This is a genomic window from Dorea longicatena (assembly GCF_025150085.1).
Taxonomy (GTDB): domain Bacteria; phylum Bacillota; class Clostridia; order Lachnospirales; family Lachnospiraceae; genus Dorea_A; species Dorea_A longicatena.
Window position 1 is genome coordinate 689,479 of sequence record NZ_CP102280.1, and the last position, 14,267, is coordinate 703,745.

General features: G+C 40.7%; 16 protein-coding genes. 13 read left to right on the forward strand and 3 right to left on the reverse strand.

Going from position 1 to position 14,267, the window contains the following annotated elements:
* Positions 1–4 precede the first annotated feature (4 nt).
* Positions 5–850 (reverse strand): LysR family transcriptional regulator, encoded by an 846-nt coding sequence (locus NQ508_RS03365; protein WP_044919450.1) that lies wholly within the window; start codon positions 848–850, stop codon positions 5–7.
* 164 nt (positions 851–1,014) lie between these two features.
* On the opposite strand from NQ508_RS03365, the gene NQ508_RS03370 reads away from it, so the two are divergent.
* From NQ508_RS03370 to NQ508_RS03380, 3 genes are all read left to right on the forward strand, one after another.
* The gene (locus tag NQ508_RS03370) at positions 1,015–2,376 is read left to right on the forward strand and encodes an MATE family efflux transporter (RefSeq protein ID WP_044919447.1); all 1,362 of its coding nucleotides are present in this window, start codon (positions 1,015–1,017) and stop codon (positions 2,374–2,376) included.
* Positions 2,377–2,479: 103 nt separating this feature from the next.
* Complete coding sequence (locus tag NQ508_RS03375; RefSeq protein WP_006426416.1) at positions 2,480–3,469, forward strand: nucleotidyltransferase family protein; 990 nt, start codon at positions 2,480–2,482, stop codon at positions 3,467–3,469.
* A gap of 135 nt (positions 3,470–3,604) precedes the next feature.
* Positions 3,605–4,990 carry an alanine/glycine:cation symporter family protein gene (locus tag NQ508_RS03380; protein WP_006426415.1) on the forward strand — a complete coding sequence of 462 codons (1,386 nt, stop codon included), beginning with the start codon at positions 3,605–3,607 and terminating at the stop codon, positions 4,988–4,990.
* A gap of 62 nt (positions 4,991–5,052) precedes the next feature.
* On the opposite strand, the gene NQ508_RS03385 is transcribed toward NQ508_RS03380, so the two are convergent.
* Entirely contained in the window at positions 5,053–5,943 is an 891-nt protein-coding gene (locus NQ508_RS03385) for an RluA family pseudouridine synthase (RefSeq protein ID WP_006426414.1), read from the reverse strand.
* A 166-nt stretch (positions 5,944–6,109) separates the two neighbouring features.
* On the opposite strand from NQ508_RS03385, the gene NQ508_RS03390 reads away from it, so the two are divergent.
* The 3 genes from NQ508_RS03390 to trxA all read left to right on the forward strand — a co-directional run bounded on the left by NQ508_RS03390 (position 6,110) and on the right by trxA (position 7,938).
* Positions 6,110–6,595, forward strand: a complete 486-nt coding sequence (locus NQ508_RS03390; RefSeq protein ID WP_044919507.1) for an NUDIX hydrolase — start codon at positions 6,110–6,112, stop codon at positions 6,593–6,595.
* Positions 6,596–6,629: 34 nt separating this feature from the next.
* A complete protein-coding gene (locus tag NQ508_RS03395; protein WP_044919505.1) occupies positions 6,630–7,523 on the forward strand; it encodes an aldose 1-epimerase family protein in 894 nt (297 codons plus the stop codon).
* Between the two features lie 106 nt (positions 7,524–7,629).
* Entirely contained in the window at positions 7,630–7,938 is a 309-nt protein-coding gene (gene trxA, locus NQ508_RS03400) for a thioredoxin (RefSeq protein WP_006426411.1), read from the forward strand.
* 163 nt (positions 7,939–8,101) lie between these two features.
* Here trxA and dapB read toward each other — a convergent pair whose 3' ends face one another.
* On the reverse strand, positions 8,102–8,899 hold the full coding sequence (gene dapB, locus NQ508_RS03405; protein WP_006426410.1) for a 4-hydroxy-tetrahydrodipicolinate reductase: 798 nt from the start codon (positions 8,897–8,899) through the stop codon (positions 8,102–8,104).
* A 293-nt stretch (positions 8,900–9,192) separates the two neighbouring features.
* On the opposite strand from dapB, the gene NQ508_RS03410 reads away from it, so the two are divergent.
* The 7 genes from NQ508_RS03410 (at position 9,193) to truA (ending at position 14,219) form a co-directional block, all read left to right on the forward strand.
* Entirely contained in the window at positions 9,193–10,326 is a 1,134-nt protein-coding gene (locus NQ508_RS03410; RefSeq protein ID WP_006426409.1) for a helix-turn-helix domain-containing protein, read from the forward strand.
* A gap of 87 nt (positions 10,327–10,413) precedes the next feature.
* Positions 10,414–11,043 (forward strand): HAD family hydrolase, encoded by a 630-nt coding sequence (locus tag NQ508_RS03415; RefSeq protein WP_006426408.1) that lies wholly within the window; start codon positions 10,414–10,416, stop codon positions 11,041–11,043.
* A 132-nt stretch (positions 11,044–11,175) separates the two neighbouring features.
* A complete protein-coding gene (gene arcC / locus NQ508_RS03420; protein WP_006426407.1) occupies positions 11,176–12,105 on the forward strand; it encodes a carbamate kinase in 930 nt (309 codons plus the stop codon).
* 65 nt (positions 12,106–12,170) lie between these two features.
* Complete coding sequence (locus NQ508_RS03425; RefSeq protein WP_006426406.1) at positions 12,171–12,356, forward strand: ferredoxin; 186 nt, start codon at positions 12,171–12,173, stop codon at positions 12,354–12,356.
* A 165-nt stretch (positions 12,357–12,521) separates the two neighbouring features.
* Complete coding sequence (locus tag NQ508_RS03430) at positions 12,522–12,770, forward strand: YlmC/YmxH family sporulation protein (RefSeq protein WP_006426404.1); 249 nt, start codon at positions 12,522–12,524, stop codon at positions 12,768–12,770.
* An 87-nt stretch (positions 12,771–12,857) separates the two neighbouring features.
* The gene (gene nrdR / locus NQ508_RS03435) at positions 12,858–13,307 is read left to right on the forward strand and encodes a transcriptional regulator NrdR (protein WP_006426403.1); all 450 of its coding nucleotides are present in this window, start codon (positions 12,858–12,860) and stop codon (positions 13,305–13,307) included.
* Positions 13,308–13,484: 177 nt separating this feature from the next.
* Positions 13,485–14,219, forward strand: coding sequence for a tRNA pseudouridine(38-40) synthase TruA (gene truA / locus NQ508_RS03440; protein ID WP_006426402.1), 735 nt, complete (start codon positions 13,485–13,487; stop codon positions 14,217–14,219).
* Positions 14,220–14,267: the final 48 nt, after the last annotated feature.

Below are 14,267 nucleotides of genomic sequence, written 5' to 3' on the forward strand. Positions count from 1 at the left end.
TCTGCTAATCCCACATTTTTAGAAAGTCCTGAATCTCCTCCGGGAGTTGTTCTTTTCTCCATGCCAGCAGGATCTCTGTAGTAAGATCTGCGCCTGAGATCCTGCATGATGTAAGTTTTGAAGAAAGCGTCTGCATTGAAGCAGGAAGGATAGCAATACCAAGCCCTTTTTCTGCCATGGTCATAGCAGTGCGGGCATCTCCGCAAGTGAAATATATATCACACATCAGTCCGGCGCGTTCAAAGGCTGCCAGCATATATTTACGATAGCGGTATGAAAGAATCAGCGGCTGTCTGGAAAGCTCTTTAAGCGGGATAGAAGAACGTTCCTGAAGAAGCGGGGAATCAGGAATGCTCATAGCCATAAGGCTTTCTTTTAAGAGCGGCTTTGTTTCACATCCGTTCAATGCAATGGGAGTCCGCAGAGTAGTAAGGTCGATGATCCGGTTTTCCAGCTGGTCTTTTAGTGTAAAGGTTGAGCCTTCGTGTACATCAAAACGCACTTTGGGATACTTCTTTGCAAAATGAAGAAGATGGTCGGACATCATTGATACGGTGGAAGGGGTCATACCGATATGCAGAGTGGCAGACTGGCTGGATTTTATCACTTCACGTTTGGCGAGGTCGGAAAGTATCAGGAGATTTCCGGCCTGTTCGTAAAGTGTTTTCCCGGCTTCGGTTAAAGTGATTCTTTTTTTACCACGAAGAAAAAGCGGCACCTGTAATTCCTCTTCCAGCATTTTGATCTGATAGCTGAGAGGAGGCTGTGTCATATGAAGATCTCTGGCCGCACCACTGATGGTCCCGGCATCTACGATAGCACGAAAATATTCTAACTGTTTCAGTTCCATAAAATTTCCTTTCTCTATATGATAAAAATAAAAAATATAAGAGTTATTTATGAACAAAACCATATAAAAAATGTTGAATTGCCATATAAAAACAATAATTTACATATATAATAACCGATGTTATACTGAAAACGCAAGAAAAAAGAAAAGGAATGAGTAAAAATATGAAAAGAGTTGACTTTGAAAATGGAACCGTGACCGGGAATATTCTTGGTGCAGCACTTCCGATGCTCGTTGCTCAGATCTTAAACTTATTATATAACATTGTGGATCGTGTATACATTGCACGTATCCCGGAGGTGGGAACGAAAGCACTGGGGGCAGTTGGAATCTGCTTTCCGTTGATCGTGATCATTACTGCATTTGCAAATCTCTTTGGAGGCGGAGGTGCACCGCTTTTTTCTATTTCCAGAGGGAAAAGGCAGGAGAGAGAAGCTGTGTGTATTATGAATACTTCTTTTTCCATGGTTTGTGTCAGTGGTGTGATATTGATGGTGACGGGGTTACTATTTGCAAGACCGATTTTAATTTTGTTTGGAGCTTCTAAGAGTGCACTGGTGTATGTGTATCCGTATATGATGATCTATCTGCTCGGTACATTGCCGTCAATGATCGCAGTCGGGATGAATCCGTTCATCAATGCCCAGGGATATTCTGTAGTTGGAATGCTTTCTGTTGCAATCGGAGCAGTTGCGAATCTGATACTTGATCCACTGTTTATCTTTGTTCTCGGATTCGGAGTGCGGGGCGCAGCCATTGCGACCATACTGTCACAGACATTATCGGCAGCCTTTGTTCTTTTTTTCCTTACAGGAAAAGCAGAATTGAAAGTACGGTTTTTACGGAAGAATGAGATATCGGAATGTACAGGGTATGCGAAAAATATTGTAAGTCTGGGGATGGCCGGATTTATCATGCAGCTTACGAACAGCCTGGTGACAATCTGTTGTAACAACGTACTGTCTGTTACAGGCGGAGATATTTATATCTCTGTAATGACGATCATTTCCAGTGTGCGTCAGCTTGTGGAGACTCCGATCCATGCAATAAATGAAGGAACGTCTCCGATCTTAAGCTATAATTACGGGGCTCGTCGTCCTGCGCGTGTGCGAAAATCAATTGCAGTTCTGGCAGTTATGATCCTTATATATACAGGAGTGATGTGGGGAAGTATTATCATGATTCCGGAAGTCCTGATCCGGATATTCAGTTCGGATAAGACTCTTATGAAAGATGCCGTTCCGGCGTTGAAACAATATTTTGCGGCGTTTATATTTATGGATCTGCAGTATATGGGACAAACAGTATTTAAATCACTGAATAAGAAGAGGCAGGCAATCTTCTTTTCACTGCTTCGTAAAGTGTTCATTGTAGTTCCGCTTACTTATCTGATGCCATATGTATTACATATGGGAACGGATGGGGTATTCCTTGCAGAGCCGGTATCAAATGTGATCGGTGGAAGTATCTGCTTTATCACGATGCTATGTACAGTGATGCCGGAGCTGAAAAGGATGGAAGCGTAAAAGGGAAAAACTTCGTTTTTACCAGTCTGGCATGTTTAAGAAAAATTTGGTAAAATAAAAAATCAGGAGAGAAGAAAAAAGACAGAAGAGGAGTGTGACAGAGATGGTTATATTAAATGACTATCTGTATTCCGGAGATACAGTACTTCGGATTCTTCACAATTACATCAAAGATTTGAGAAAAGATGCCAAGAAAACAGGAAATGAAATAGATATGATTCATTGTAATTTTCTGTTGCAGATCCAGGAACTTCTGGAGCATAATGATTTCTTAACTGCGCAGTCTCAGAAAATGAGAGAGTTTTACAAATATATGGCGAAAGAATATCCGTTTATGGCATTTACTTTCAAAGGAAGGATCAAATCACTGATCCGGGCAGAAGAGAAATTCAATGGTTATGTGGTGGAATTCATTTATGATTATTATGAAGAACACGGGAAATATCCGAGCATAGCAGAAGTTAAGAAACGATTGAGTTGCTTTAGAGATTTAATCGCTTACAGAATTATTATTTCAGTTCCCAGATGCCATCTGAACAGTGAAGAAGACAGAGAAGAGCAGGAGCGGAAATACCTGTATCAGATCGCAAATGTACTGCCGGGATTTTTGGAGGAGCAGGGATTTAGTGCAGAACCGGCCATGGGGATAAAGGAAAGTACATCCCCGCTTTTGAACGAATCAGTGAAACCGTATTACAGAGATTATATCTGCAGCCATAGTTCGAATAATTATCAGTCTTTACATATTACATTTTACGATAATAGTTCAAGATGTTATATGGAGGTACAGCTTCGAACCAAAATGATGGATGACATTGCAGAAATAGGCTCGGCAAATCATATCGGTTATGAAAAAGAGCAGGAACATGAACGGGCCAGAAGAGATGCAATCCCGGAAGGAGAGTGTCTGTATTTTGATGAGGCTTATGAGAGAGGAATGAAACTTTTGAATCTTAAGCTGGCTGAACTGGATGTGAATATGTTTTCGGCAATAAATAACAGTCTGATCAATGACGGATGTGGACTTTACCGTGGAAGGTTGATTCTTCCGTATGAGCATTTGTCCAGATTCCAGAACGACCTGATTGATTAATATTTATGATCACAGGGATAAAAGAACAAAAGTAAGTTTCAGTTTGCAATATAGATCAGAATATAGTATGATGTAATTCAGGGCTTTAAAGTGTAGTGCTTTAAAGTCCTGAGACTTTGAAAGGATATTTATACTATGATAGTTAAATTAATAGAACAAGTATATAGCTTTTTGTGGGGAGATTTATTGCAGATACCTCTTCCGGGAGGCGGTAGTGTCGGAATTTCACTGTTGATCATACTTCTGATACCGGCAGGAATATATTTTACCATCCGGACCAGAGTACTTCCGATCAGGTTATTTCCGGATATGGTAACGGTACTGACAGGAAAGAAAGAAGACAAGAACAGTCTGTCTACTTTTCAGACATTGATCGTATCGACAGCAACCCGTGTCGGAATGGGAAATCTGGTCGGCGTTGTTGCGGCAGTATCCGCAGGTGGTGCGGGAGCTATATTCTGGATGTGGGTGACAGCGCTGATCGGTTCTTCGACAGCATTTATAGAAGCAACACTTGCTCAGATTCATAAAGAAAAAGATCCTTTATACGGAGGTTTCCGCGGCGGACCGGCATATTATATCCATGATTATGTGGAAGGCAGGACCGGAAAGAAGAGAAAGTGCGTACTGCCTGCAGTATTATTTGCCATCTCAGGTTTGATCTGCTGGTGCGGGATTAGTCAGGTAATCAGTAATTCTGTGGCTGCATCTTTTAAAAATGCATTTTCTATTCCGCCACTTTATACGACGATCGTTCTGGTGATCCTTGCGGCGATTATCGTACTTCGTAAGAATGCGACGGTAAAAGTACTGGATCTGATGGTTCCGTTTATGGCGGTGTGTTATTTCTGCATTACGATTTTTATTATTATTACCAATATCGGAAGCCTTCCGGGGGTATTTGCAAGAATCTTCCAGGAAGCTTTCGGAATCCGCCAGGTGGCAGCCGGTGGATTTGGAGCAGTGTTGATGAACGGAGTAAAACGTGGATTATTTTCGAATGAAGCTGGTTCAGGCTCTGCGCCATGTGCGGCAGCGGCAGCAGAATGTGACAAACCGGTGAAAGCGGGATTAACACAGGCACTTGGAGTGTTTGTAGATACGATCGTAATCTGTAGCTGTACCGCTATGATCATGTTACTGGTACCGGAAAAACTGGTCGCTGGAAAAGAAGGAATGGATCTGTTACAGACTGCGATGAGATATCATCTGGGAGAATTCGGAGTGATATTCATTGCAGTGACCTTATTCCTGTTCAGTTTTTCTACATTTCTGGGAATTCTCTTTTATGCAAGATGTAATGTGGCATATCTGTTTGGTGACAAATGGTGCTGGCAGACTGCATACAAAGTATTGGCACTTGTGATGTTGTTCATTGGAGGAATTGCGACTTATACATTTGTATGGGATCTGGGAGATGTCGGAATCGGTCTGATGACAATCTTCAACATTGCAGCGTTGTACCTGATGGGAGGTCAGGCGCTCGATGAACTGAAGGCATATGAGGAGTCTAAAAAATAACTGGATATAGATGAAAAGCAGTATTGTATAACGATGAAAAATCGGAATACAATACTGCTTTTTTAGTCTTTTAATACATTTGCCATATCAGCAGGAAGAGGTGCCGTAAATGACATCCATTCACCGGTGATCGGATGTGCAAATTCCATATGATGGGAATGTAAAGCCTGCCTGGTCATATGTTCCATATCTGGATTATACAGGTAATCACCGATCAGTGGAAAGCCAAGGTATTTCATATGAATACGGATCTGATGGGTACGGCCTGTCTCAAGTTTTAATGAGACCAGACTGTGTCCGTTTGCTTCTCTTATCAGTTTATAATGGGTGATGGCTTCCTCACCGTGTTCAAAATCTACCATGCGTTCAATGATCGTTCCCTCTTTTCGGGCAAGTGGGGCGCAGATTGTTCCGGATGAAGGTGTGACACGGCCCTTTACTACTGCAAGATATTCGCGGTGTACTTCCCGGTTTTTAGTCATGGTAGAAAGGATGCTTCCGCTGACAAGGTGTTTGGAGACCACAGTGAGTCCGGAGGTATCGCGGTCAAGACGGTTGCAACAGCGAAAGATAAAAGGTTTGTCCTGCTTCTGGTAGTACCATGCAAGTGCATTGGCAAGGGAATTATAATAATTGTTCATTGACGGATGAATCGGCATGCCGGCGGGTTTATTGATCACGATGATGTCTTCATCTTCGTAGATAATATCCAGTGGAATCTCCACCGGGGGGATTTTCTCAGAGCATTTTGTTTCACAGATAATGACTTTTAGAATGTCTCCGGCAGTCAGTGTCTGGCGCATATAATAATGGACACCATTTACCAGTATACTTTTTGGCATACGTTTGATTTCGGCAAGATTCTGACCGGAATATCCTTTCCTTCGTAAGAATTGTTCAATCCGGAGTCCGTCTTCTTTTTCGGTAATCAGGTATTCTATTGTACGGTTCATTGCAATTCTCCTGTAGTATAGGTATAATAATGCCAGAAACAAAATCTGGCATGTATAACGCTGATATTTATAACGCTGGTATCCATATCATATCATGAATGCCGTGGATACTAAAGCAGTAAAATCAGATAAATTAAATGTAAAAATAACAGAAAGAGAGGATGAAATGACAGGACTCAGTACACTTTGTTATATTGAAAAAGATAATAAATATCTGATGCTTCACAGAATTAAGAAGAAAAATGATGTGAATGAGGGAAAATGGATCGGTGTCGGAGGGCACTTTGAGGCAGATGAAAGCCCTGAAGAATGTGTTCTAAGAGAGGTAAAAGAAGAGACCGGGTATACGCTTACTTCTTACAGGTTCTGTGGACTTGTAACATTTGTATCGGGAGACGGAGTGACAGAATATATGTCTTTGTTTCACGCAGATGGTTTTGAAGGGGAACAGATTGCCTGTGATGAAGGCGTTTTGGACTGGGTTGATATTAATAAGATACAGGATCTGAATCTCTGGAGAGGAGATAAGATATTTTTAAAACTGATAGCAGAAAAGGTTCCGTTTTTCTCGCTGAAACTCGTTTATGACGGACATGACGGTCTGGTGTCAGCAGTGCTAAATGGAACAGAACTGGATCTGGAAAAGATTTAGAAGGAATGGAGCAGACAGAAAGGATGAGAGATTGATGGAACAGATCAGATTGGAAAATGAACAGATAGAAGTAACTGTGAATATTCACGGAGCAGAATTGCGGTCGTTGAAAAGTAAGGCTGACGGACAGGAATATTTGTGGAATGCAGATGCAAAATACTGGGGAAGGACGTCGCCTGTGTTATTTCCTTTTGTCGGCGGAGTAAAGAATAAAGTTTACAGACATGAGGGCAAAGAATATCCGATGAATCAGCATGGATTTGCAAGAGATATGGACTTTACATTGATAAGCCGGAGCACAGATGAGGCATGGCTGGCGTTGGAGGATACCGATGAAACCCGTAAAGTCTATCCGTTTCATTTCCATTTGGAGATTGGATACAGACTGGAAGGAACAGCTGTCAGGGTAATGTGGAAAGTAAAAAATACAAATAAGAAAAATATGTATTTTGCGATCGGTGCGCATCCGGCATTCTTCTGCCCGGTCAGAGAAGGCGAGAAGCAGTCAGAATATTTCCTGAAGTTTAAGGATGGAGAAGGAAATGCACCGGAATCACTGACGAATACGGTATTCGGAGAAGGTGGAGTTGTTACAACACAGAAAAAAGAATATAAGCTGACAGACGGCTTCCTTTCTATTGATGAGCATTTGTTTGACGGGGATGCGCTGGTAATTGAAGGGCATCAGATTCAAAGGGTCGCATTGACGGATCCACAGAGGAAGGAATATCTGGCAGTAGAATTTGACGCACCACTTGCAGGAATCTGGTCACCACCGAAAAAACAGGCTCCGTTTGTATGCATTGAACCATGGTATGGACGTTGTGACAGTGAAAGATTCGACGGGGAATTAAAAGACAGAGACTGGGAAAATGCTCTGGAAGCGGGCGGAGAATTTGAGGCTTCATACAAAATTATTATTGAATAATTTTTTCAGAATATTTTATAGAATTTATATGGATAACTTTGGGGAATCGGTTATAATAAGCATGTAGTTACATGATAATAGTCATTACGAAAGAGAGGAAATAGATATGGCAGTTATACATTTGTCAAAAGATAATTTTAATGAAGAAGTACTGGAGTCAAAAGTACCTGTAATGGTAGATTTCTGGGCAACGTGGTGCGGACCATGCAAGACGATGGCACCGATCGTGGAAGAGATTGCAGAAGAACGTACAGATATCAAAGTATGCAAAATTGACGTAGATCAGGAACCGGAACTTGCAAGACAGTATCGTGTAATGTCTATCCCGACATTTCTGGTGTTCAAAGACGGAGAAGTCGTTAAGAGAGATATGGGTGTGATGTCCAAGGACGAGCTGGAAGGTCTGATTGTTTAATGTGTGAAAAGGTTGATATCCGGCTGGAATAAAATAAAAGGTACATTCCTGTGCAGACTTTAATGCAAGGGAATGTACCTTTTATTTTTATCGCCATGCGTTCGTAAGGAACTGCCAATGGCGGATTTTTTGTAGTTCTGTGTTTGATCCATTCATTAGTGGATTAAATTCCAAGCACATCTTTGATGGAATAGAACCCAGGGCCTTTCCCTTCAAGATAAGCAGCACAGTCACAGGCTCCTCTTGCAAAGCATTCCCAGTTATAGGAGTGATGGGTAATTTCCAGACGTTCGCCCATGCCTCCGAAGTATACGGTATGGCTGCTTGGAATATTGCCGGCACGAAGGGAATGGTAGCCGATGGTTCCAGGTTCACGAGGTGATTCGCCTTCACGTCCGTAGACTGCAATATCGCTAAGCTCTTTGCCGAGAGCATGAGCCATGATCTCACCCATCTCTTTAGAAGTTCCGCTTGGTGCATCCTTCTTCCACTGATCATGCATTTCCAGAATCTCGATATCAATCTCATCTTTTAAAGTTGCAGTAACAAGTTCCAGAAGTTTGTTCATGATATTCACAAGTTTTGAAGTGTTAGCCGCATAGAGCATCGGGATCTGTTTGCCGGCTTCTTCGAAGCGTTTCATTTCTTCAGCGGAAAATCCGGTCGATCCACATACCAGTGCTTTCTTATGGGCAATAGCAAGATCCAGAACTTCCATGGCCATTTCTTTTGTGGAAAAATCAATGATGACATCACAGGAATCAATGATACTTTCAAGGTCATCGGTTACAGGAACTCCGAGTTCGAAGCCCGTCATGGCAACAGTGCCCAGATCCTTTCCGATATAATCCCGTCCCTTTGGTGCTATTGCACCCACCAGTTCCATATCGTCACGACTGGCAGCGACCTGTGTGATCAGTTTTCCCATTTTACCTTTTGGTCCGATTACAATAACTTTCATAATAGTAGTCTCCTTTCATAAACCGGTCATATGTTGCTGAATCATATTTTATATCGCTATGCGTTCTGCAGATTCAGACATTGTATAAACTGTCTTCAGTATAGCACAGCAAGAGGCGGGTGAATATGAAGAAATAAAAAAGTGGATGAAAAGTCTGAAAATTACGAAAAATGAAAGCTGTCAACCAATGGTTGCGAGATTGCAATGTTACATATGTGGACAAATGCAGGAGAATAAGACATAATGAAAAAAATGAATTCATTTCGTATAGATATTATTAAGAAGGTGAGAAAATGACATTAGGTGAAAAGATATATAAGTTGAGGACAAAACGATCTATGACGCAGGAACAGCTTGCGGAAAAAATAGGAGTGTCACGACAGTCTGTATCCAAATGGGAAACAGACAGTGCCATTCCGGATATAGAAAAATTAAAATTATTGGCGGAGATTTTTGAAGTGTCTATAACAGAGCTTTTGGGGATGGAATGCGAAGAAGATACAAAACGTAAAGATGAAAAAGAAAGAATAGAACATTGCCAAAAAGAAATAAAACGGTGGAAGAGATATGCTATAGTTTTGATAGCAATTTCTGCGATTCTTCTTGCTGCGTGTATCGGTGGAAGTATATATGTAAGATATTTTATTATTGAAGAAAAATCAAATAATACAGAAGCACAGACGACACAGATCGTACAGCAGGAAACGGATGAAGACAGTGAACAGATAGGAAGGCCAAAAGGAATCATATCGGAGTTTTACAGAAGTGTACGTTGTTCCGAGGACGGAAAGATATATCTGAAATTAAAGTGTGTTCTGGTTCGGGACAGCGCAGAAACACAAATGACAGGTCTTGTTAAGACCGACGAAAGTGACGGAAACATATCTGTAGATATGGTAAAAAAAGAAAATGGATATGAAGGCGAGGCAGAGATACCGGTAAGTTATCTGGAGAATCCGGTGAATATCAGTCTTAATATCGATAAGAGTGGTGAAAAACAGAATGTCGTCATTGATACAGATTCGACGGAGTATTTACTGGAGCAGATCGACTGGCTTCCGATGGCAGATCTGGAGGCAGATGAGACAGGAAATGGTGAATATCAGTCAGGTTATCTGAATGTTCGTGCTTCGGAGCAAAAGAATATGAAGAATGTGGAAGCTGTGAAGCTAGAGATGAAAATCGGCAAGAAGAAAGTATTCAAAAAAGAATTATCATCCAGGGAATGGAAGGATCTGAAAAATCACGGACAGATAGGGTATTCATATGAATATAAAAACATAGGAAAGCTGTATGATGATTATACAGACGGTAAGATTATAATAAAGATCAAATATTATAATAAAGAACTGAAAAAGAATGTAGAAATATGGATAAATCCATGGGAAGGTATAGAATCACGGGAAAAGATACTGCTGAAAGACTGAAAGAAGACCGGGCTTGTAGTAAAGCCTTGAAGTATAGTATACTTAGGAAAGACAGTTTTATGAACAAAAAGATAACGGAGGAAGGAAATGAAGGGAATTATATTTGATGTAGATGGTACTTTATGGGATTCAACCGAAATGGTAGCAGTTGCATGGAATAAAGTGATCAAGGATGAAGGAATAGAACACAAAGAACTTGAAGAAAAAGATCTGAAAAAAGAGTTTGGAAAGCCAATGGAAGCGATTGGTGAAAGTCTTTTTCCGGAGATGCCGAAAGATGAGATGATGAAGCTCATGGAGAAAATGTTGAAATATGAAAATGGATTGGTTGCGTCCGGTCCATGTGTGATATTTGAAGGTGTACAGGAGACAATTAAAAAATTAAGTGAGAAATATCCACTGTATATTGTAAGTAACTGTCAGGACGGATATATTGAAGCATTTTTGCAGTATTCAAAATTAGGAGAGTATTTTAAGGATTTCACCTGCCCGGCTTATACCGGAAGATTAAAAGGAGAGAATATCCGGATTATCATGGAAAGAAATGGTCTGAGTGAGGCGGTTTATGTTGGAGATACACAGGGAGATGCGAATTCGTGTAAGGAAGCAGAAATACCGATGATCTATGCAGCTTACGGATTCGGCGAAGTAGAAAAAGCAGACGCTTCTATTCAATCTTTTGATGAGCTTCTGGATATGGATTTTGACAGATTATAAAATGTATACAGGATAAATGACTGAATTATAGGGAATATAAGGGTAAAAAAGATTGCATTTTACATGGAAAAATACTATAATTCTCTTATATTTATTTCGTAGAAAAATACTAGAAAAGCAGAGGTATAGATTATGAAAAAAAGAGTTGTAGTTGCATTAGGACACAGAGCACTTGGTACGACATTACCAGAACAGAAAGAGGCAGTAAAGAAGACTGCGAAAGTTATCGGTGATTTGATTGAAAAAGGATATCAGGTTGCAATTACACACAGTAATGCACCTCAGGTTGGTATGATCCATACAGCAATGAATGAATTTGCCAAAGAACATGAAGATTATACGGCAGCACCAATGTCTGTATGTTCTGCTATGAGTCAGGGCTATATCGGATACGACCTTCAGAATGCAATCCGTGAAGAATTGATGAATCGTGGTATTTACAGAACTGTCAGTACAGTTCTGACACAGGTGATCGTTGATCCGTACGATGAAGCGTTCTATACACCAACAAAAGTTCTGGGACGTTATATGGATGCAGAAGAGGCAAGTGCCGAGCGCAAAAAAGGTAATTATGTAGTAGAAGAGCCTGGAAAAGGATTCCGCCGTATTGTATCTGCACCGAATCCGGTCAACATCGTAGAGATTGATGCGATCAAAGCATTACTGGATGCAGATCAGGTTGTTATAGCCTGCGGAGGAGGCGGTATTCCGGTACTGGAACAGGATCATCGCCTGAAAGGAGCAAGTGCCGTAATCGAAAAAGATCTGACTGCAGGAAAGATGGCAGAAGAGACAGATGCCGATGAACTGATCATTCTGACAAGTGTTGAGAAAGTTAAGATCAACATGGACAGACCGGAAGAGGAAGAGCTTGGAGAGATCAGCGTCGCTCAGGCAAAAGAATACATGGAAGAAGGACATTTTGGAAAATATAACATGTATCCAAAATTCAGAGCAGCAGTTGAATTCCTCGAAAAGAGAGAAGGAAGAAGTGCGCTGATCACATCATTTGACAAATTCGATGAAGCACTTAAGGGAAAAACCGGTACAGTGATTAGATAAGAACAGGAATAATTTGCTGAAAATGAGACATACTGTTGTAGAGATTTTACAAGGAGGGATGTTTCATGGAAGCAAAGGTTATAGACGGATGTATCTCCTGCGGAGCATGTATCGCAACATGTCCGGAGGTGTTCCGATTTGATGAAGACGGCCTGGCAGAAGCTTATGCCAAAGTGACACCGGAACATGAAAGTGCAACAATAGAGGCCAAAGAAGAGTGTCCGGTGGCTGTTATTATGATCGAAGAATAAAAAGGAAAACGGTCTGTATAGACGCAGTGTAGCACTGTGGATGTACAGGCTGTTTTTTTGACCGGAGAAGGGGGCTTTGCATATTTTAAAACAGGACTCTTTATTACAGAAAATGAGTATAAAATGGAATAAAGAGCAGAATATTGTCAAAACAGGTGAGGGAAGATGGCAAAAGTTCGATTAAGTGAATGGAAGAAAAAAGAAGTGATCAACTGCTGTGACTGTAAAAAGCTTGGTTATATAGAGGATTTGATCATTGATGAATGTAAAGGATGCATAGAGGCCCTGGTGGTACCGGAGGGAGGAAAATGGTGTAATTTTTTCGGAGATGGGACGGAGTATATCATTCCTTTTTCCTGCATTAAAAGGATTGGTCCGGACCTGATTCTGGTGGAAATCCATGAAGAAAAATAGGAGAAATTTGTTTGACTTATGTTTGTGGAAAAGATATACTGTATTTGAATATAAAGACAGTATAATGGACAGAAAGGAACGATTCAGATGAAGTGCCCATATTGCAATAATCCGGATACAAGAGTTATCGATTCCAGACCGGCAGAAGACGGGAGTTCTATCAGACGCCGCCGTTCATGTGATGTATGCGGCAAACGTTTTACGACATATGAGAAAGTAGAGACAATTCCACTGACTGTGATCAAAAAGGACAATACAAGAGAGCAGTATGATCGTCGGAAAGTAGAGAATGGAGTTGTGCGTGCTTGCTATAAACGACCGGTTGCAACAGCAGATATTCAGAAAGTTGTTGACAGAATAGAGACAAAAGTTTTCAGCCTGGAGGAAAAAGAGATTCCAAGCAGTGCGATCGGAGAAGCAGTCATGGATGAACTGAAGGCACTGGATGAAGTTGCTTATGTCAGATTTGCATCTGTTTACAGAGAATTTAAAGATGTAAGTACGTTTATGGATGAATTAAAGAAGATATTAGAATAAGAATGAATTGCTTATAAAGTAATAAAGTGATAGAATATAAGGGAGAAGCAAAAAATTATTTGCTTCTCCCTTTTTCAAAAAGAAAACAGATATAGAATTATCTTTACAGTATATGGAAATAATAGAAACAGATAAAATGATAGAAGATGAACGATAGAATAGATTGGGTGAAATAATATGAGAACATATAAGTTAACCATTTCCTATGATGGAAGCAGATATCAGGGATGGCAGAGACAGGCCACAACAGATAACACAATACAGTATATTCTGGAGTGGAGTATCGGTAAACTGGTTGGATATCGTGTGCATATAGATGGATCGGGAAGAACAGATGCGGGTGTTCATGCACGTGGACAGGTTGCAAGTGTGAAACTTTCTAAATTATATGATACCAAGGAACTCAAAGATTCACTGAACAGATATCTTCCGGAAGATATCCGTATTGTGAAAGTAGAACTTGCCAAGAATGGTTTTCATGCACGCAAGAGTGCCAAAGGGAAAAAATACGAATATTATATTGACTGTCGTGAAAAACCGGATGTTTTTTCCAGAAGATATTGCTATCATTATCCGGAAAAACTGGACATCGAGGCAATGCGTGATGCAACAAAATATCTGATAGGACCAAAGAATTTTACAAGTTTTACGGATGATAAAGAATGCAAAGATCCAATCCGTAAGATTACAAACATTAAGATAGTAAGCAGCGGAGAAAAAGTGCGGATCACCTATTACGGAACCGGATTTTTATATCATATGGTAAGAATCCTTACAGGAACACTTCTGGAGATTGGTGCAGGAAAGAGGGATGCATCCATGCTGCCGGTCGTAATTGCAGCAGAGGACAGAAGCCTTGCAGGATTTTTAGCTCCGGCAAGAGGATTGTTTTTAAGAAAAGTATATTATTAAACTGCGCCTATATGGGTGAATCAGGGACAAAAAAGTAAGAACGGTCGG

Coding starts and splice junctions, on each gene's coding strand:
- NQ508_RS03365 (WP_044919450.1), bottom strand. CDS start 850: ATGGAACTGAAACAGTTAGAATATTTTCGTGCTATCGTAGATGCCGGG.
- NQ508_RS03370 (WP_044919447.1), top strand. CDS start 1,015: ATGAAAAGAGTTGACTTTGAAAATGGAACCGTGACCGGGAATATTCTT.
- NQ508_RS03375 (WP_006426416.1), top strand. CDS start 2,480: ATGGTTATATTAAATGACTATCTGTATTCCGGAGATACAGTACTTCGG.
- NQ508_RS03380 (WP_006426415.1), top strand. CDS start 3,605: ATGATAGTTAAATTAATAGAACAAGTATATAGCTTTTTGTGGGGAGAT.
- NQ508_RS03385 (WP_006426414.1), bottom strand. CDS start 5,943: ATGAACCGTACAATAGAATACCTGATTACCGAAAAAGAAGACGGACTC.
- NQ508_RS03390 (WP_044919507.1), top strand. CDS start 6,110: ATGACAGGACTCAGTACACTTTGTTATATTGAAAAAGATAATAAATAT.
- NQ508_RS03395 (WP_044919505.1), top strand. CDS start 6,630: ATGGAACAGATCAGATTGGAAAATGAACAGATAGAAGTAACTGTGAAT.
- trxA (WP_006426411.1), top strand. CDS start 7,630: ATGGCAGTTATACATTTGTCAAAAGATAATTTTAATGAAGAAGTACTG.
- dapB (WP_006426410.1), bottom strand. CDS start 8,899: ATGAAAGTTATTGTAATCGGACCAAAAGGTAAAATGGGAAAACTGATC.
- NQ508_RS03410 (WP_006426409.1), top strand. CDS start 9,193: ATGACATTAGGTGAAAAGATATATAAGTTGAGGACAAAACGATCTATG.
- NQ508_RS03415 (WP_006426408.1), top strand. CDS start 10,414: ATGAAGGGAATTATATTTGATGTAGATGGTACTTTATGGGATTCAACC.
- arcC (WP_006426407.1), top strand. CDS start 11,176: ATGAAAAAAAGAGTTGTAGTTGCATTAGGACACAGAGCACTTGGTACG.
- NQ508_RS03425 (WP_006426406.1), top strand. CDS start 12,171: ATGGAAGCAAAGGTTATAGACGGATGTATCTCCTGCGGAGCATGTATC.
- NQ508_RS03430 (WP_006426404.1), top strand. CDS start 12,522: ATGGCAAAAGTTCGATTAAGTGAATGGAAGAAAAAAGAAGTGATCAAC.
- nrdR (WP_006426403.1), top strand. CDS start 12,858: ATGAAGTGCCCATATTGCAATAATCCGGATACAAGAGTTATCGATTCC.
- truA (WP_006426402.1), top strand. CDS start 13,485: ATGAGAACATATAAGTTAACCATTTCCTATGATGGAAGCAGATATCAG.